The following is an 18216-nucleotide window of genomic DNA, read 5'->3' as shown; positions in this document are numbered from 1 at the left end:
TACCTCACACGATGCCCCGAGGGCCCTCCTCCCGCTTTCGGAAATGAACAATGCTGTGCCTTTTTCACCGCCTTCTCGATTCCTCTCCACAAACCCTCCCCTTTGCTCCACGATGTGACACGGGCGACCTCAAGACGGGGAGATCTGACGGTCGCACGTTTCCCACGCAACCCAGTTCATTGGAAATAGGGAGGGCCGGGGACGCCTGAAAGGGCTGTTCCGGCGTGCCCTCCCGGGGGAGGAATCCATGGGTCGAACGACCCGTCTTGCCACCGCGTGCACCGCCGCGGCGATGCTCACCCTCACCTGGCCCGCGGCCGGACCGAGTTCCGCGGCCGAAACCGCCACCGCGGCCGTCACACCCAGGATCGATCTGCGGGTGCTCGTCCTCGACGACGGCGGACCTGCCACGCAGGCCATCACCGCCGAACTCGACAGCGCGGGCACGCCGTACACCACCGTCGACCTGAACAGCGCCAGCCGGCCGCAGATCACCGCGGCCTATCTGAGCGACACCGTGAACGGAAGGCCGCGCGCCAAGTTCCAGGCCGTCGTGCTGCCGAACGACAACCCGTTCGGCGCCGGATCCGCCGAGATGGCGGCACTGGCCGCGTACGAGACGGCCTTCGGCATCCCGCAGGTCGACGCGTACACCTACGCCCGGCCCGAGGTCGGACTGAACTACGCGCAGGACCCCGGCTACATCGGCTCGATGGACGGTGTCACCGCCGCGGTGACGCCCACCGCCGGACCCTTCGGCTACCTCAAGGGAAACGTGCCGTTCGAGGACAACTCACCGACTGTCAGCGAGAGTTACGGGTTTCTCGCCACGCCGCTCGCGACCCAGACCGCCGGAGCCACGTTCACCAGCTACGTGGACGCACCGATCCCGGGAACCGCTTCACGCGGTTCGCTCGTCGGCCAGTACAGCCACGACGGCCGCCGCGAGCTGGTCGTGACGTTCGTCTACAACCAGTACCAGCAGCAGTTCCGGCTGCTCGCCCGCGGCATGGTCGAGTGGATGACCCAGGGCGTCCACCTCGGCGCCGACCGGAACTACTTCGCGCTCCACATGGACGACGTGTTCCTCGGCGACGACCGCTGGAACGCCACGCTCAACTGCACTCCGGGCGACGTGGACTGCGCCGTCGGAACCGACCAGTCGGATCCGGACCCCATCCGGATGACGCCCGCGGACGCCACCTACCTCAAGCAGTGGTCGGCGGCGAACGGCTTCACGCCGGACCTGATGTACAACGGCGGCGGCAGCGAGGACTACAAAGCGGAGCACGGCGGTACCGACCCGCTCGCGACGCAGCTCATCGCCGACAAGAGCGCGTACCACTGGGTCAACCACACCTACACCCACCCGTTCCTCGGCTGCGTCCAGGACGTCTCGGTGGTGCCGTGGAAGTGCTCGACCACCACCACCGGATCGGTGGTGTGGACCACCAAGGCGGACATCACCGCGCAGATCAAGGACAACACGACCTGGGCCACCCAACACGGCCTCACCGTCAACAAGCAGGAACTGCTCACCGGTGAGCACTCCGGCCTGAAGATCCTGCCGCAGCAGCCCGTCGACAACCCCAACCTCGCCCCGGCGCTGACCGCGACCGGCGTGACGGTCCTGGGCAGCGACAACTCGCGCGACCCGCAGCAGCGCAAGGTCGGGCCGGCACTGACGGTGCCGCGCTTCCCGATGAACGTCTTCTACAACGCGGGCAGGGCGAGCGAGGAGGTCGACGAGTACAACTGGATCTACACCAGGGCGGCCGACGGCGGCAGCGGCATCTGCGAGGGCTCCGCGACGTCCACCTGTCTGGACACGCCGCTGGACACGGCGACCGGCTACGCCTCGTACATCGTGCCGCTGGAGGCGCGGACGGACCTCGGGCACGTGCTGTCCAACAACCCGCGGCCGCACTACGTCCACCAGTCGAACTTCGCCGAGGACCGGATCGCCTATCCGGTCATGGAGAAGATCCTCGGCGACTACAAGAACCTGTACGCCGCCAACACACCCGTCGTGAGCCTCCGGATGGCCGACATCTCCGCCGAGCTGGCCAAGCGCGCCGCCTGGGACACGGCCGTCAAGGCCAACAAGATCACCGCGTACCGGATCGGTGACACCGTCACCGTCACCGCGCCGAGCGGCCTGCAGTCGTCGGCGACCATGCCCGCCGGCACCCGCCAGGCGCAGCTCATCGGCACCACCGCCTTCGGTGGCGCCTACGCAGGACAGCTCTCCGGCTGGGTGGCGCCTGGCGCGCTGCAGAGCTCGGTGACGTTCAAGCTCGCGGCCACCGCAACCCCCGCCGTCGCGACCGCTACGTCGGCCAAGACCGCCCAGAGCGCCAAGGACGCCCAGGCGAAGGCCCCGGCGCAGGCGCTGCCCGTGCCCACGGGTGCGACCGATCCGGTTCCGTACGGCCCCGGTGACACCGCCAAGCAGAAGCAGCACCGCCGCGGCACCAAGGCAGCACGGCGGTAGCGGAGCGGTTCCGCACCACAGCTGAGCAGCACGACCGAGTGACACCACCGAGTGACACGACCGGAATCCAAGGCGCTGGAGCCGCCGGCACACAGCCGGCGCTCCAGCGCCCTCCAGCGCCGCGAAGAACGTGCGCGGCGCACTTCACCGACGGACCCGTGGGGGGACCGATACGCCATGCAGACCCAGGTGACCTTGCTGACCGAGGGCACATACCCGCACAGCCACGGCGGCGTGAGCGTGTGGTGCGACCAACTCGTCCGGGGAATACCGGACTTCGACTTCCGACTGATAGCCGTGACCGGCACCGGTCGGGAGTCACTCGCCTGGGATCTCCCGGGCAACGTACGGGACTTCACCGAGATACCGCTATGGGGCAAGCCACCGGCCGGCCGCGCGCCCCGCGGCCGACAGGCGCAGCTGTTCCGGGCCGGCTACGAACGCTTCCTGCTGGCCCTGCTCGACCCGGCCACCGAAGGGGAGTTCGCTCCCCAGCTGTACGCGCTGGCCGCGCTGGCCCGCGCGGGAACGCTCTCCGCGGCGCTCCGCTCCGAGGACGCCCTGCGCATCCTCATCGACGTCTGGAACCGGCCGCAGGTCGCCGCCGCGGCGGCCCGCCCTACCCTGCATGACGCGCTGACCGCCACTGACCTGCTGGAACACGCGCTGCGTCCGCTCTCCGCCGAACCCCGGCCGGGCAGCATCACGCACGCGGTCAGCGGCGGCCTCGCGACCCTTCCCGGGCTGCTGGCACACCACGAGCACGGCACGCCGTTCCTCCTCACCGAGCACGGCGTCTATCTGCGCGAGCGGTATCTCGGCTACCGGACCGGCCCGTACGGCTGGCCCGTCAAGGCCCTCATGCTCGGCTTCTACCGGCTGCTCGCCGAGGAGTCGTACCGCCGCGCCGCGCTCGTCACCCCCGGCAGCCGCTACAACCGGCGCTGGGAGGAGCGCGGCGGCACCGCGCCCGAGCGGATCCGCACCGTGTACAACGGCGTCGACCCCGGCGCCTTCCCCATGGCCGGACCGGAACCGGCCGTGCCAACCCTCAGCTGGGCCGGGCGGGTCGACCCGATCAAGGACCTGGAGACGCTGATCCGCGCCTTCGCCCTCGTCCGGGCCGAGTTGCCGCAGGCACTGCTACGGCTCTTCGGCGGAACGCCGAGGGGCGGGGAGGGATACCGCGACCGATGCGTCGCGCTGGCCGCCGAGTTGGGCGTCGGCGACGCGGTGACGTTCGAGGGGCGCGTCGAGGACATCCGCGACGCGTACGCGGCCGGGAACGTCGTGATGCTCTCCAGCATCAGCGAGGGGTTCCCGTTCACCCTCATCGAGGCCATGTCCTGCGCACGCGCCACCGTCTCCACCGATGTCGGGGGCGTACGGGAAGCGGTCGGCGAAGCGGGGCTGGTCGTCCCGCCCCGCGACCCCGCCGCGATGGCGAAGGCCGCGCTCGTCCTGCTGCGCGACCCGGCGACCCGGGCGTCCATGGGATGGGACGCGCGGCTGCGGGTGATCGACCAGTTCACGCTGCGGCAGACGATCGAGACCTTCCGCGGCATCTACAGCGAACTGTCGGCCCGGCAGCCGTGGCTCGTGCTCACCCCCGTCGGGGTGGAGTGGCAGTCCCGCAACCAGCACGGCCACCACGGCCCCACGGCCGTCGAGGACACCGCGGTCACGGAGGCCGCCCAGTGAGCGGCCCGCTGCGGCTGGTGCCGCACGACGGGGGCGCACTGCCGACGGTGCCGCAGCAGCGCCGGAGGCCCTCCTGGGCCGAGGACCCGTTGGAGGAACTGGCCGAGCGGCTCGGCGAGGTGTGCGCGGCCGCGGTGCACGCGGACGAGATCGCCGCCGTCCTGGAGTCGGACGGGCTGACGCACGAGCTCATCGTGCACCGCTACGGGCGGCACGACCTGTTCGCGCTGGCCGAGGAGTTGCACGCGCGGAGCGCCGACAAGCGCCGCTACCCCGCGCCGGAGCCGGGCCCCGATCCCTGGCGGATCGACCCCTGGCGGTGCCTGCTGCGGGGGATCGTCTTCGGGTTGCCGGGGCTGGCGTACGTGTTGGGAGGGACGCTGCTGGCGGGTCCTCCTGACGCGTTCGGGCTGCCCGCGGGAACGGTGGCGCTGTCGGCCGCCGCGCTCGCCGGCTGGGCCTGGAACCAGGCGCTGGCGCACCGCGCCTATCTGCGGCTCGGCTCGGACGGGCGGCGGGCGACCGCGCGCTGCCTGCTGCGGGGCGCACCTGCGGGGGCGGGGCTCGCGTCGGCGGTCGCGATCGCCTGCGCGTCGAGGGGCAGCGAAGCCGCCTTCGCGGTCGGGCAGTCCAGCTATCTGGCGGCGGCGACAGCGCTGCTGGTGCTGGGCCGGGAACGGGATCTGCTGCTCGCCCTCGCCCCGACGACGGTCGGTGCCGCGCTGCTGCTGGTGTGGGACTTGCCCTCCGGGGTGCGGGCCTGCCTGGTCGTCGCGACCCCGGTGGCGGCGCTGCTGGTCGCCGGCCGGCAGGTCGTGCGCGGGCTGCGCACCCCTCCCGAGGTGGGCGCGCCGGCCCCGCCGCCGCTCACCGCCTCCCTGCCGTACGGGCTGTACGGGCTGGCCAGTGCGGTGCTGGTCCTGATGCTGGCTCTCGGCGCGGGCGTCTCGGCGGTCGCGCTGACGCTGAGCATGGGCGCGGCCGAATGGCTGCTGTACCGCTTCCGCGGCCGCGGGGTCGCCGCGCTGCGGCGCAGCATCGACGCGGGCGGCTTCCGGACCAGGGCCGCCTCGGCCCTGCTGGGGTGCCTGGCGGGGTACGTCATCGTCCTCTCGGCGCTCGCGGCGGCCCTCACCGCGCTCTGGCCGGGGGCACCGGCGCCCGGTCCGCTGCGGCTGTGCGCGCTGCTGACGCTCGGCGCGGTGCTGTGGCTCTCGCTGCTGCTCCAGGCGTTCGGCGCCGCGTGGCCCGCCGCGCTGGTCTGCCTGGCGGCCGCGGCGATCGAAATCGCCTTCCTGGGTTGGGAGTTCGGTGACCATCCGGCCGTGCAACTGGCCGTCTGCGCGAGCGCGGCGGCCGTACTGGGCGCCCTCGCCTGCGCCCAACTGGGACGAGCCACGTCGCACCGCTGACCGTCCCCGTCGTCCTTCCGTCCCCGTCCCAGTCCCCTTCCCCGTCCCCGTCCCCGATCCTTTCGAGAAACCGGAGCATTCGACATGACATTGGTAGCCGTCACCGGCGCCGAGGGCTTCATCGGTTCACACCTGGTGGAGGCGCTGGTCGCCTCAGGACACCGGGTGCGCGCGATGGCCCAGTACAACTCGTTCTCGTCCTTCGGCTGGCTGGAGACGCTGCCCGCCGAGACGATGAACCAGGTGGACGTGGTCCTGGGCGATGTCCGCGACCCCGGCTCCGTCCGGGAACTGGTGGACGGCACCGAGGCCGTCTACCACCTGGCCGCGCTCATCGCGATCCCCTACTCGTACCTGGCCCCGCACTCCTACGTGGACACCAACGTCACCGGCACGCTGAACGTGCTGGAGGCCGTCCGCCGGCTGGAGATCCCGCGGCTGGTGCACACCTCCACCAGCGAGACGTACGGCACGGCGCAGACCGTACCGATCTCCGAGGACCACCCGATCAACACCCAGTCCCCGTACGCCGCTTCGAAGGCGGGCGGCGACCGCCTGGCGGACAGCTACCACGCGAGCTTCGGCACGCCCGTGGTGACGCTGAGGCCGTTCAACACCTTCGGCCCGCGGCAGTCCATGCGGGCGGTCATCCCGACGGTCATCGGGCAGGTGGCCGCGGGGGAGCGGACCATCACGCTCGGCGATCTGCGGCCGACGCGCGACTTCACCTACGCGAGGGACACCGCGCGCGCGTTCCTCGCGGTGGGGACGGCGCCCGCGGCGAGCGTGGTCGGGCGGACCTTCAACGCGGGGACGGGCGGCGAGATCTCCGTCGGTGACCTGGTGCAGCTGATCGGCAAGCTCATGGAGACCGACCTGGACGTCGTCGAGGACGAGCAGCGCATCCGGCCGGCCGGCTCCGAGGTGATGCGGCTGGTCTGCGACGCCTCGCGACTGCGCGAGGCGACCGGTTGGGCCCCGGACCACAGCCTGGAACAGGGCCTGGAACACACCATCGACTTCTTCCGCGACCCGGCGAACCTCGCCCGCTACAAGACCTCGCTCTACAACATCTGACATCGGAATTTCCGGTTCCGGATCGACTCCCGGAACCGGACGTGACATCTGGCCGCCAGGTCAGAAGGGGGACCACCCACCATGCACGCAGTCATCCTGGCCGGAGGCAAGGGCGTCCGGCTGCTGCCGTACACGACCGCCCTGCCGAAGCCGCTCGTGCCGATCGGCGACCAGCACGCGATCCTGGAGATCGTGATGCGGCAGCTGGCCAACGCCGGATTCACCACCTGCACCATCGCCATCGGCCACCTGGGCCACATCATCCGCGCCTACGTCGGCAACGGCTCGCAGTGGGGGATGCGCGTCGGCTACTCCACCGAGGACAGCCCGCTGGGCACGATGGGGCCGCTGCTCACCATGCTCGACCGGCTGCCCGACCAGTTCCTCGTGATGAACGGCGACATCCTCACCGACCTGGACTTCGGCGCCGTACTGCGGCACCACGAGACCGCGGACAGCCCGCTGACCATCGCCACCTACGCCCGGAAGGTGAAGATCGACTTCGGGGTGCTGACCACCGACGCGGGGAACGTCGTGGCCTTCACCGAGAAGCCGAGCATCGACTACCGGGTGTCGATGGGCGTGTACGGCCTGTCCCGTTCCACGCTCCTCAGCTACACGCCGGGACTGCCGCTCGGCTTTGACGAGTTGGTGCTCGACCTGCTGAACGCGAAGACGCCGCCGAGCGCGTACGACTTCGACGGCTACTGGCTCGACATCGGACGTCCCGACGACTACGACCGGGCCAACGCCGAGTTCACCACCCACCGCGGACTGCTGCTCAAGGGGGCGTGAACCGACGCCATGCGACGCATTCTCTGTCTGGGTTCCACCGGATTCCTCGGCGGCCACGTCGCCGGGCAGCTGCGCGCCCTCCCGGGCGTGCGGGTGCTCGGCGGCGGCCGGCCCGCCCCACTCCCCGTATCCGCCTCCGCAACCGCCTTCACCGACACCCTTTCCGACGCCTCCGCCTCCGATGGCCCGTTGTCCGGCGCGCCGGACGGCCGGTCGGTCGACGACCTGCCGATCGACCTCGCCACCATTTCCGTCGGCGCGCTCGCGGAGGCGTTGCACGCGCTGGATCCGCACACCGTCGTCAACTGCGCCGGCGCGGTGGGCAGCAGCCCGCTGCGGCTCGCCGAGGTCAACACCCGCGGTCCCGCCGTCCTGTGCGAGGCACTGCGGCGGGCCGCGCCCACCGCCCGCCTCGTGCACCTCGGCTCGGCCGGCGAGTACGGGGTCACGACCCCCGGCCGGTCGATCGACGAATCCGCACCGACCCGGCCGCCGGGCGCGTACGGGGCCACGAAGCTGGCCGGCACGCTCATCGTCACCCAATCGCCCCTGGAGGCCACGGTGTTGCGGGTCTTCAACCCGATCGGCCCGGGGTCGCCCGCGGCGAGCCTTCCGGGCCGACTCGCCGCCGAGCTGCGGCGAGTGCTCCCGGACGGCGTGGAGGGCGTGATCCGGGTCGGCGACCTGTCCGCGTACCGCGACTACGTCGACGTACGGGATGTGGCGCGGGCCGTCGTGCTCGCCGCCATGGCTCCGGAGCCGCTGCCGCGCATCCTGAACATCGCGGGCGGCGGTGCCACCTCGGTGCGCGCGATCGCGGACGGGCTGGTCGCCGCGTCGGGCTTCCGCGGCCGGATCGAGGAGAGCGGAGCCGGGTCGCACCGCTCGGCATCGGTGTCCTGGCAGCGCGCGGACATCTCCGCGGCGGCCGCCGCCCTGGGCTGGCGCCCCCGCTTCACCCTCGCGCAGTCGCTCGCGGACCTGTGGAACGAGGGCGCGGCGGTGTCGGACGGGACGTCGTCCGGGGCGTCTTCGGAAGCCCCGGCGGCCGTCCCGCCCCAGGCGTCGGCCGCCGTCCCGGCCGCGCCGTGAACGGCGGGCAGCTCCTCGTCCCGCTCTACGTCCACCCGGCCGTCGACCCCGAGGCCTGGCGGACGCTGGTGGGCGCCGCCGACCTGCTCTACGGCGTCGTGCTCAACGTCGCCGACGGGCCGGGCCCGGCCCGCGACCCCGCCTTCGTGGCAGTGGCCGGGGAGTTGCGGGCGGCGGGCGTGCGCGTCCTCGGATACGTGGACACCGCGTACGGCCGCCGCCCCGCCCACGCGGTCGTCGCCGACCTGCTCCACCACCGCAAGTGGTACGGCACGGACGGCGTCTTCTTCGACCAGGCCGCGGCCGACGGCGGCCTGCTGACCTACTACCGCCGGCTCGCGCGGTCCGCGCGAGCCGGTGGTGCCCGGACGGTCGTCCTCAACCCGGGCGTGCACCCAGCGCCCGGGTACGCCGAGTTCGCCGATCTGCTGGTGACGTTCGAGGGCAGCTGGGCGACGTACCGCGCGGCGGCGGCCGTACCGGCCTGGACGAGTACGTATCCGGCGGAGCACTTCTGCCATCTGGTGTACGACGTGCCCGCCAGGCTGTGCGGCCTCGCCTCCCGTACCGCCCGGCTGCGCGGCGCGGCCGTGCACTGCGCGGTCCCGGGAACCGGCGCCAACCCCTGGCAGGGTGTCACTCCGGACCTCATCGATGTCGCGGGGACGTACCGCCGGCATCAGCACCAGGAGGAGGAGACCCGTTGATCCGCAGGCCGGTCGCGCGCTCCCTGCCCCTGACGTGCTTGATCGCGCTCCTTCTCCTCGCGCTCGCCGCCTGCAGCAGCACCCCGGACCCCGGACCCGGCCCGGACGTCCACCCCTCCCCCATCCCCGCCCCGCCGTCCGACCGCTGGCAGCCGCGTCCCGGCACCGCCTGGCAGTGGCAGCTCAGCGGCAAGATCGACACCGGCATCGACGTACCCGTCTACGACATCGACGGCTTCGAGAACGACGCCGCCACCGTCGCCCGGCTGCACGCCGACGGGCGCAGGGTCGTCTGCTACGTCAACGCGGGTGCCTGGGAGGACTTCCGCCCCGACCGGACGGCGTTCCCCGCCGCCCTCCTCGGGCTCGGCAACGGGTGGAACGGCGAGCGGTGGCTCGACATCCGCCGCACGGACATCCTGCGCCCGTTGATGGCACAACGTTTCGACATGTGCCGCGCCAAGGGCTTCGACGGGGTCGAGCCCGATCTCATGGACGCCTACACCAACCGCTCCGGCTTCCCGCTGACCGCCGCCGACCAGCTCGCGTACAACCGCATGCTCGCCGGGCTCGCCCACGAGCGCGGTATGTCTGTCGGCCTCAAGAACGACCTGGAACAGATCCCGCAGCTGGTCGGCGACTTCGACTTCGCCGTCAACGAGGAGTGCGCGCAGAACGACGAGTGCGACGAGCTGACCCCGTTCATCACGGCGGGCAAGGCGGTGTTCCACGCCGAGTACTCCCTGCCGACGACGGAGTTCTGCCCGATCACCCGGCGGCTGGGCCTCAGCTCGCTGCTCAAGCACCTGAATCTCGACGCGTGGCGCCGGTCCTGCTAGGTCCGTGTCTGACGCCGAATCCGGCCCACCCGCCATGTCCTCCCCTACGGGAAGATCCCGTATCGGACGAATTTGTTACCCTCGCGGCATGGCACCCAAAGCGACTCCGGACACCCACCGGCCCGCCGCGCCGGTACGACGCGTCCCGGACCTCACGTTCCAGCTGAAGCACATCGCGCATGTGCTCACCACCGAACTGACGGCGGCGCTCGTCGAGATCGACAGCTCGCCGCGTCTGCACTGCGTGCTGGCCCACGCGCTGACGGGCGAGCTGACCCAGGCGCAGGTGGCGGAGCTCGCGGACCTCGACAAGACCACGATGGTCGTGACGATGGACGAGCTGGAGAAGGCCGGGCTCGCGGAGCGCCGCCCGTCGAGCACCGACCGCCGGGCGCGGATCATCTCGGTCACCGAGGCCGGCGAGCAGCACATCGCCGACGGCCTGGCGATCATCGACCGCATCCACGGCGAGGTGCTCGGCACGCTTCCGGAGGGCGAGCGGAAGGTCTTCGCCAGCGCCCTGCAGCGGCTGGCAGAGGGCCGACTCTCCACTCCCGTGGAATCCCCGCGCCCGGTCCGGCGGGCCCGGGAGGCACGAATCTAGTTCCGAAAAATATCGTCTATTACAAAACTATCTGTTAGCGTCTCTCTTGCCGGCCTCGAACAGGGAGACGACCTCATGTCGCTGACGAAGACGAAGACGAAAACGACGACGCGGACCCAGCCACGACGACAGCCGCAGACCTCGTCCCAGGACCGGTCCCGGTGGGCGGCCCTCGCGATCCTCTGCGCGGGGATGCTGATGGTGATCCTGGACGGCAGCATCGTGACCGTGGCGCTGCCCGCCATCCAGAGCGACCTCGGCTTCTCGCAGCCGGACCTCGCCTGGGTCGTCAACGCGTACATGATCGCGTTCGGCGGTCTGCTGCTCCTGGCCGGCCGCTTCGGCGACCTGATCGGCCGCAAGCGCATGTTCCTGGCGGGCATCACCCTCTTCACCGCCGCCTCCCTGCTGTGCGGGGTGGCCGGCTCCCCCGAGCTGCTGATCGCCGGCCGCTTCGTCCAGGGCGTCGGCGGCGCGATGGCCTCCGCGGTGAGCCTCGGCATGATCGTGACGCTCTTCCCCGAGCCGCGGGAGCGGGCCAGGGCGATCGGCGCGTTCAGCTTCGTCGGTGCGGCCGGGGCCTCGATCGGCCTGGTGCTGGGCGGCGTTCTCACCCAGTCCGCCGGCTGGCACTGGATCTTCTTCATCAACCTGCCGATCGGCGTCACCGCGGCGGTGCTGGCCGCCCGCATCCTCGTTCCCGACCGCGGACTCGGCCTGCGCTCCGGGGCCGACGCGACGGGCGCCGCGCTCGTCACCGCCGGCCTGATGCTCGGTGTCTTCACCATCGTCAAGGCCGGCGAGAACGGCTGGGCCTCGGCCCGCACCCTCGGTCTCGGCGCCCTGGCGGCCGCCCTGCTCGCCGGGTTCGTCCTCCGCCAGGCGAAGGCCGTCGCCCCGCTGCTGCCGCTGCGGGTGTTCCGCTCCCGCCAGGTGTCGGGGGCCAACGCGATCCAGATCCTCATGATCGCCGCACTGTTCGGCTTCCAGGTGCTCGTTGTCCTCTATATGCAGCACGTGCTCGGCTACGGTGCCGCGCGCAGCGGGCTGGCCCTGCTCCCGTCCGCCGCCGTGATCGGGATCGTCTCGCTCGGCTTCTCCGCCCGCCTGACCGCCCGGCTCGGTGAGCGCACCATGGTCGTCTCCGGTCTGGCGGTCCTGCTCGCCGGGCTCCTGCTGCTCAGCCGCGTCCCGGTGCACGGCGGCTACCTCGTCGACCTGCTGCCTGTGATGCTCTCCCTCGGCGGCTTCGGCCTGGCGATTCCCGCCCTGACCGGGCTCGGAATGTCCGGCGCCACCGAACGGGACGCGGGCGTCGCCTCCGGCCTGTTCAACACCACCCAGCAGATCGGCGGAGCGCTCGGCCTCGCGCTCCTCAACACCCTCGCCACGTCCCGTACCGGCCACCTGCTGAGCGCCGGGCGTTCCGTCCCCGAGGCGCTGACCGGTGGCTACCACCTCGCCTTCGGCGTCGGCGCGGGGCTGATCGCGGTGGCGCTGGTCCTCGCCGCGACGACCCTCCCTGCACGTAAGCCGCTTACGCGGCGACCGTGACCGCCCGGCGGGTCAGCAGGGCCTTCCTGCCGACGGTACGGGTGGTGCCGGCCGCCGCCCTGGCGCCGGTCGCGAAGACCACGACCCGCAGGACCACGAAGCGCCCGATGCCCGCCAGGCCGGACGCCGACAGATAGACGCCCTGCTCCAGCAGCGCCCCGGGGTTCGGGTGGACCGCGTGCAGGGTCAGCAGGGCGCCGGTGGTGAACAGGTAGCAAATGGTGGCGGTGAGGCCGGACTTCAGGTGGTCGCTCAGCCCGGCGCGTCCCGCCCGGAAGGTGAACCGGCCGTGCAGCTCCGTGGCGAGCAGGGTGGACGCGACGGTCACCACCGCGTTCGCCAGCGCGATCGGCACCTCGCCGGAGACCATCAGCAACACCGCGCTGGACAGCAGCCCAACTCCCCCGCCACAGACGACGAAGCGCACGAATGCCACCAACGGTCCGGTGGTGACCGGGGCTGTTACCGAGGTGGCGGCCATGTCGAACTCCTTGTCAGTGGCGGGTGTCACCGACTTTGCCGCACCTGAGCACCCCGACCCATCCGGTGGATGCCCCATTACTCCTGGGGGTTATCCCTACCCCACCCCCTAGCGGTGTCCCTGACGAACTCGTCCTCCGGACCCCGGGAGGGCGCTCCCCAGCAGGTCAGACGTTTCCGGGCAGCCGCTCGACCGCTTCCTTGGCTTCCTTCAGCCCGGCGCCCGTCAGGCCGCGGTAGGCCTTGATCGCCTGGATCTTCTTCCCCTGCCGCACCAGCTCGTTGATCTCCCGCAGGTCGGGGGAATCCACCTCTTCGATGCCCAGGTGGCGCAGGATCAACTCCTGACGGCGCTCCATGAGCCGGAGCCTGCGATCGACCCGGTCGACCTTCCGCTCGATCGCGGAACACAACGCGCCGGCACTGACAAGCGCGAACAACACCCATATGTACGTCACAGCGCACGACCCTACCGAAGTGGGCAAAGGCCCCACCGGGCCGGAACAAAAGGCGCGCCCCGGTCGGGAAACCCGACCGGGGCGCTCTCGCAGGACGCCGGTGGCGAGACCGGTACGCCTGCGGGTAGGCCATGTGGGACTCGAACCCACAACCAATGGATTAAAAGTCCACTGCTCTAACCATTGAGCTAACGGCCCGTTGTTCCTCCCAGCATAGCCGGGCGTGGGCGGGGGTCCGCGCCGCGTCGCCGCCGGTCAGCCGCAGAGAGGGGCGGGCAGGGGCAGGGGCCGGACGTAGGAGGGGTGCGGGAGGGGTGCGGTCCGCCCGCAGGGCCGGATCCAGCCACCCCCAACACAGAGAAACCGCAGGTCATCCGGGGATGACCTGCGGCTCTCACGGTGGGCCATGTCGGACTCGAACCGACAACCAATGGATTAAAAGTCCACTGCTCTGCCAATTGAGCTAATGGCCCGCAACCCGCAGCATAGCCCGGCGAGGGGCGCAGGTCCGAGTCTTATCGGCTGCGGATGATCTGCGCCGGGACCACGGCGGGCCGCGCCCCGGATCAGCCGGCCCCGGTCCCGGCTGCCGTGTCGGCCGCGGTGTCGGCTCCGTCCGCTGCCGCGGCGGTTGCCCCGGCGGCGGCCGGTTTGAGGAACCAGTGGCGGGCGGAGACCAGCCACCAGGCGGCGGCGAAGCCGAGGACGACGAGGACCGCCACCGGCGCGTAGTTGAAGCTCGTCGCCGTGACGGGACTCACCTGCGGCAGCATGAACAGCACGGTGATCAGCGCGACCCACCCCAGTGCGAAGATCCCGATCGGCCGGCTCCAACGCCCCAGATGCCACGGCCCGCGCTCGAAGGCGTCGCCCTTGCGCAGCCGCAGGAACGTCGGGATGACGTAGGCGATGTAGAGACCGATCACGGCGATCGACGTCACGGCCGCGTAGGCGGTGGGGTTGATCAGATACGGCAGCCCGAGCAGCATCGCACCGAGGGCGGCGAGCCAGACGGCGTTGGTGGGCGTGCGGGTGCGCTCGTTGATCCGGTGCCAGACGCGGGAGTACGGAAGGGCGCCGTCGCGCGAGAACGCGTAGATCATGCGGCTGTTGGCGGTGACGGACGCCATCCCGCAGAAGAGCTGGGCGACGATCACGACGAGCAGCAGCGCCTTGCCACCAGTCGCCCCGAGCCCGTCGATGAGGATCTGAGCGGGCGGGACGCCCGTGTCGCTGCCCAGGACGCCGCTGTAGCTGTGGATGGAGAAGGTGAACCCGAGCAGCAGCACGAAGCCGGCGATCCAGGACGTCCAGATGGACCGGACGATGCCGCGCGGTCCGGCGACGGACGCGTCGTGCGTCTCCTCCGTCATATGGGCGGAGGCGTCGTAGCCGGTGAAGGTGTACTGCGCCATCAGCAGGCCGATGAGCACCACGTAGAGGCTGCTGCTCCAGCCCGTTTTGTTGACGAACTCGGTGAAGACGAACGACGCCGACTGGTGACTGTCGGGGACGATCGCGAGCGCCCCGACGATGACGACGACGCCGATCACATGCCACCACACGCTGATGTCGTTCAGCAGGGCGACGATCCGCACCCCGAAGGTGTTGAGCACGCCGTGCAGGACGAGGATCGCCGCGAAGAGGACCATCGTGTGCCCGGGAGTGGCCGCCCAGTCGAACTGCAGTGTCAGATAGGCGTTGAGGAAGCTCGCCGCCCCGAAGTCGATGCCCGCGGTGACCGCGACCTGCCCCAGCACGTTGAACCAGCCCGTGAACCACGCCCAGGCGGCGGCGCTGCGCTCCGGCGCCAACGCCCGCGCCCAGTAGTACAGCCCGGCCGAGGTCGGATACGCCGAACAGACCTCGGCCATCGCCAGCCCGACCACGAGCGTCATCAGCCCGACGCCCACCCAGCCCCACATGATGACCGCCGGGCCACCGGTGTTCATGCCGAACATGTACAGCGTCAGACACCCCGACAGCACCGAGATGATCGTGAACGACACCGCGAAGTTCGAGAACGCCGACATCCGACGCGCCAGCACCTGCGTATAGCCGAGCTGCCGCAACCGCTCCTCGTCGGACCCCTCGGGGGAATCCGGCAGATCCTTCCGCACTGTTGTCATGCCCCCAGCAATTCCCCGGCCGAGGGCACGACATGCGCCGCAGCCACCGCCGGTTCACGGCAGCCGCAACTCCACCGCCCGGTCCCGTACCGGCGCCGAGCCGCATCCCGGAAGCACGGTGAACGCGGGCACACCCGCCACGGCGAGCAGTCCGCGTCCGATGCTCAACTGCCGGGCGCGCCCGACCCCTAGGCCCATTTCTTCAGAAACGTTTCGACGTCACCGGCGGACATGCTGCGAGCGTTCGCGAAGGTCCCACAGCAAACAGAAGCAACAAAAAACGGGCCCGGACGATGCGAGTGCATCGTCCGGGCCCGTTCAGTCAGGCAGGTTCAGGCCTGATCAGTTGGCCTTCCAGCGCGGCTTGCGGTCGATCGAGCCGGTGCCGGTCTGACCCGGGCGGCTGTCACGGCGCTCGAAGGTGCGGCCGGCGGGGCGCTCGTCACGGCGGTCGCGGTTGAAGGGGCGGTCGCCGCCGGTGCGGAAGCCGCTGCCGGTGGCCGGACGCTCTTCGCGGCGGTCACGGTTGAAGGCCGGACGGTCGGCGCCGCCGGAGCGGAAGCCACCACCGGTGGACGGGCGGTCGTCGCGGCGCTCGAAGGAACGGCCGCCGGTGGGACGGTCGCCGGTCGGGCGGTCGCCGCCGGAGCGGAAGCCGCCGGACGGACGGTCGTCACGACGCTCGAAGGAACGGCCGCCGCTGGGGCGCTCGTCACGACGGTCACGGTTGAAGCCACCCGAGGACGGGCGGTCGTCGCGGCGCTCGAAGGAACGGCCGCCGGTGGGACGGTCGCCGCCGGAGCGGAAACCACCGGAGGACGGGCGGTCGTCGCGGCGCTCGAACGAACGGCCACCGGTCGGGCGGTCGCCGCCGGAGCGGAAACCACCGGAGGACGGACGGTCGTCACGACGCTCGAACGAACGGCCGCCGGAGGGGCGCTCGTCACGGCGGTCGCGGCCCTGGTAGCCACCGGAGCCCTGACGGTCGTCGCGACGGCCGTAGTTGCCCCGGTCGTCACGGCGCTGCGGCTCCGGCTGGACCGGGATGGCCGCGATCCGGGCTGCCTCGGCAGCCGCGGCCTCGGCGATCTCCAGGGCCTTGGCGGCGACGGCCTCTTCCGGGTCCTCGCCACGCTCGCGGGCGGAGCGCATGGTGAGGCGGTCGGCCTCCTCGCGCAGCTCGGTGGCCCGGCGCTGCAGCTTCTCCAGCTCGCGGGTCATCTCCGCGACCTCACGCTCGGCCTGCGCCGCGGCGTTCTGTACGGAGTCGGCCTGGACGTCGGTCATCGAGCGGGCGCCGGTGATCGTGGCGACCTCCTCGTCGAAGACGCCCGAGCCGCCGATGATGTGGCGCGAAGCGTCGACGCCCGCGTCCTCCATCAGACGGAAGATGGTCTTGCGCTGGTGCGGAAGCGCCAGCGACACGACCGTGCCGGACTCACCGGCGCGGGCGGTACGGCCCGAGCGGTGCAGGTAGTCCTTGTGGTCGGCGGCCGGGTCGACGTTCAGCACCAGGCCGATGCCGTCCACGTGGATACCGCGCGCGGCAACGTCGGTGGCGACGAGGACGTTGACGAGACCGCCCTTGAAGTCCTCCAGCACGCGGGTACGGGCGCCCTGCGTCATGCCGCCGTGCAGCGCGTCGGCCTTGACGCCCGACTCGATGAGCTGCTCGGCGACGCGGTCGGCGCCCATCTGGGTGCGGACGAAGATGATCGTGCGGCCCTTGCGGGCTGCGATGGCGGCGGTGACCGGCGCCTTGTCCTTCGGCTTCACGACGAGCACGTGGTGGGTCATGGTGGTGACCGCGCCCTGCGCCGCGTCGACCTCGTGCGTGACCGGGTTCTTCAGGTAGCGCTTGACGAGGGAGTCGATCTCGTTCTCCAGGGTGGCGGAGAACAGCAGACGCTGGCCGCCGACCGGAACCTGGTCGAGGATCTCGGTGACCTCGGGCAGGAAGCCCATGTCGGCCATCTGGTCGGCCTCGTCGAGGACCGCGATCTGGATCTTGTCGAGCGAAGCGGCGCCGCGGTTCATCAGGTCACGCAGCCGGCCCGGGGTGGCGACGAGGATGTCGACACCGCGCTCCAGCGCGTAGATCTGGTTGGACATCGAGGTACCGCCGCAGACGACCTTCATCTTGAGGCCGAGGACGTCACCGTACGGCTGCAGCGCGTCGGCGACCTGCATGGCGAGCTCACGCGTCGGCGTCAGGATGATGCCGCGGGGGCGCTTCTTCTCGGTGTGGCCACCGGCGAGCAGCGACAGCAGCGGAAGGCCGAAGGAGAGCGTCTTGCCGGAGCCGGTACGGCCACGGCCGAGGATGTCCTTGCCGGCCAGGGCGTCCGGGATGGTCGCGGCCTGGATCGGGAACGGCTTGGTGACGCCGTTCTGCGCGAGCTTGCGGACGATGCCCTCGGCGAGACCGAGGTCTCCGAACGTCGGGCCGGTGTAGGGCTCTTCTTCTTCGGCCTCTTCGGCCTCGTCCACGGCGTCGGTGTCCGCGTCGGTGTCCGCTTCGACGGAAGCGTCGGCGACGACGGCCTCGTCGGCCGTGGTGTTGATGGTGGTGTCGGCCTCGACGATGTCGGTCCCTGCGGACTCGACGTCGGTGATCGCGGCCGTGGTGTCGATCGTGGTGTCGTCAGCCACGGAGTCGTCCATGGGCATGGCGGTACGGTCGGCGGTGTTAATGGGCATGCTAAAGCTGAACCTCTCGGAGACTCGGCACGCGCCAGCTCCGGGGTTCGCATACAACCGCCTCAATGCGGTCAGCAGCCTGGAGAAAAGGAACGCGCCACGCGGCGCTCTTCGGATTCGGCGCCGGGCATTAGGATCAAACGATCTACCAGCATACGCATCTCCGGCCCGATT

14 protein-coding genes and 2 tRNA genes are annotated in these 18216 nt (G+C 71.0%); 10 read left to right on the top strand and 6 right to left on the bottom strand.

What is annotated here, in order from left to right; all coding sequences use genetic code 11:
• Positions 1–247: 247 nt before the first annotated feature.
• The 10 genes from AC07DC_RS09795 to AC07DC_RS09750 all read left to right on the top strand — a co-directional run bounded on the left by AC07DC_RS09795 (position 248) and on the right by AC07DC_RS09750 (position 12275).
• Positions 248–2494 (top strand): hypothetical protein, encoded by a 2247-nt coding sequence (locus tag AC07DC_RS09795; RefSeq protein ID WP_478913540.1) that lies wholly within the window; start codon positions 248–250, stop codon positions 2492–2494.
• Positions 2495–2671: 177 nt separating this feature from the next.
• Entirely contained in the window at positions 2672–4195 is a 1524-nt protein-coding gene (locus tag AC07DC_RS09790; protein WP_478913539.1) for a DUF3492 domain-containing protein, read from the top strand.
• On the top strand, positions 4192–5607 hold the full coding sequence (locus tag AC07DC_RS09785) for a hypothetical protein (protein WP_478913537.1): 1416 nt from the start codon (positions 4192–4194) through the stop codon (positions 5605–5607). Before AC07DC_RS09790 ends, AC07DC_RS09785 begins: the two co-directional genes overlap by 4 nt.
• Before the next feature lie 84 nt (positions 5608–5691).
• Positions 5692–6684 carry a GDP-mannose 4,6-dehydratase gene (locus AC07DC_RS09780; RefSeq protein ID WP_478913536.1) on the top strand — a complete coding sequence of 331 codons (993 nt, stop codon included), beginning with the start codon at positions 5692–5694 and terminating at the stop codon, positions 6682–6684.
• Positions 6685–6765: 81 nt separating this feature from the next.
• Entirely contained in the window at positions 6766–7479 is a 714-nt protein-coding gene (locus AC07DC_RS09775) for a nucleotidyltransferase family protein (RefSeq protein ID WP_478913534.1), read from the top strand.
• A 9-nt stretch (positions 7480–7488) separates the two neighbouring features.
• The gene (locus AC07DC_RS09770) at positions 7489–8571 is read left to right on the top strand and encodes an NAD-dependent epimerase/dehydratase family protein (protein ID WP_478913532.1); all 1083 of its coding nucleotides are present in this window, start codon (positions 7489–7491) and stop codon (positions 8569–8571) included.
• Positions 8568–9278, top strand: coding sequence for a spherulation-specific family 4 protein (locus AC07DC_RS09765; RefSeq protein ID WP_478913531.1), 711 nt, complete (start codon positions 8568–8570; stop codon positions 9276–9278). The genes AC07DC_RS09770 and AC07DC_RS09765 overlap by 4 nt, the downstream gene beginning before the upstream one ends.
• Positions 9278–10117, top strand: a complete 840-nt coding sequence (locus AC07DC_RS09760; RefSeq protein ID WP_478914096.1) for an endo alpha-1,4 polygalactosaminidase — start codon at positions 9278–9280, stop codon at positions 10115–10117. The genes AC07DC_RS09765 and AC07DC_RS09760 overlap by 1 nt, the downstream gene beginning before the upstream one ends.
• An 88-nt stretch (positions 10118–10205) precedes the next feature.
• Entirely contained in the window at positions 10206–10721 is a 516-nt protein-coding gene (locus AC07DC_RS09755) for a MarR family winged helix-turn-helix transcriptional regulator (RefSeq protein WP_478913529.1), read from the top strand.
• 75 nt (positions 10722–10796) lie between these two features.
• Entirely contained in the window at positions 10797–12275 is a 1479-nt protein-coding gene (locus tag AC07DC_RS09750; protein WP_478913527.1) for an MFS transporter, read from the top strand.
• Here AC07DC_RS09750 and AC07DC_RS09745 read toward each other — a convergent pair.
• The 6 genes from AC07DC_RS09745 to AC07DC_RS09720 form a co-directional block, all read right to left on the bottom strand.
• Entirely contained in the window at positions 12259–12786 is a 528-nt protein-coding gene (locus tag AC07DC_RS09745; protein WP_478913526.1) for a GtrA domain-containing protein, read from the bottom strand. The genes AC07DC_RS09750 and AC07DC_RS09745 overlap by 17 nt on opposite strands.
• A gap of 136 nt (positions 12787–12922) precedes the next feature.
• Complete coding sequence (locus AC07DC_RS09740; RefSeq protein ID WP_478913524.1) at positions 12923–13114, bottom strand: ribosomal protein L7/L12; 192 nt, start codon at positions 13112–13114, stop codon at positions 12923–12925.
• A gap of 224 nt (positions 13115–13338) precedes the next feature.
• Positions 13339–13411: transfer RNA gene (locus AC07DC_RS09735), tRNA-Lys, on the bottom strand.
• A gap of 202 nt (positions 13412–13613) precedes the next feature.
• A tRNA-Lys gene (locus AC07DC_RS09730) sits at positions 13614–13686 on the bottom strand.
• A 93-nt stretch (positions 13687–13779) separates the two neighbouring features.
• Positions 13780–15342, bottom strand: a complete 1563-nt coding sequence (locus tag AC07DC_RS09725) for an amino acid permease (protein WP_478913522.1) — start codon at positions 15340–15342, stop codon at positions 13780–13782.
• Between the two features lie 342 nt (positions 15343–15684).
• Positions 15685–18042: a DEAD/DEAH box helicase gene (locus AC07DC_RS09720; RefSeq protein WP_478913520.1), complete on the bottom strand. Its 2358-nt coding sequence runs from the start codon at positions 18040–18042 to the stop codon at positions 15685–15687.
• Positions 18043–18216: the final 174 nt, after the last annotated feature.

This window comes from Streptomyces sp. NPDC045021, from assembly GCF_056432645.1.
This window is presented reverse-complemented; position numbering and strand designations above follow the sequence as displayed.

Excerpts from the sequence above, each read along its gene's own strand:
- AC07DC_RS09720 (WP_478913520.1), bottom strand. The coding sequence starts at position 18,042 with ATGCCCATTAACACCGCCGACCGTACCGCCATGCCCATGGACGACTCC.
- AC07DC_RS09775 (WP_478913534.1), top strand. The coding sequence starts at position 6,766 with ATGCACGCAGTCATCCTGGCCGGAGGCAAGGGCGTCCGGCTGCTGCCG.
- AC07DC_RS09770 (WP_478913532.1), top strand. The coding sequence starts at position 7,489 with ATGCGACGCATTCTCTGTCTGGGTTCCACCGGATTCCTCGGCGGCCAC.
- AC07DC_RS09790 (WP_478913539.1), top strand. The coding sequence starts at position 2,672 with ATGCAGACCCAGGTGACCTTGCTGACCGAGGGCACATACCCGCACAGC.
- AC07DC_RS09725 (WP_478913522.1), bottom strand. The coding sequence starts at position 15,342 with ATGACAACAGTGCGGAAGGATCTGCCGGATTCCCCCGAGGGGTCCGAC.
- AC07DC_RS09750 (WP_478913527.1), top strand. The coding sequence starts at position 10,797 with ATGTCGCTGACGAAGACGAAGACGAAAACGACGACGCGGACCCAGCCA.
- AC07DC_RS09780 (WP_478913536.1), top strand. The coding sequence starts at position 5,692 with ATGACATTGGTAGCCGTCACCGGCGCCGAGGGCTTCATCGGTTCACAC.
- AC07DC_RS09795 (WP_478913540.1), top strand. The coding sequence starts at position 248 with ATGGGTCGAACGACCCGTCTTGCCACCGCGTGCACCGCCGCGGCGATG.
- AC07DC_RS09755 (WP_478913529.1), top strand. The coding sequence starts at position 10,206 with ATGGCACCCAAAGCGACTCCGGACACCCACCGGCCCGCCGCGCCGGTA.
- AC07DC_RS09740 (WP_478913524.1), bottom strand. The coding sequence starts at position 13,114 with ATGGAGCGCCGTCAGGAGTTGATCCTGCGCCACCTGGGCATCGAAGAG.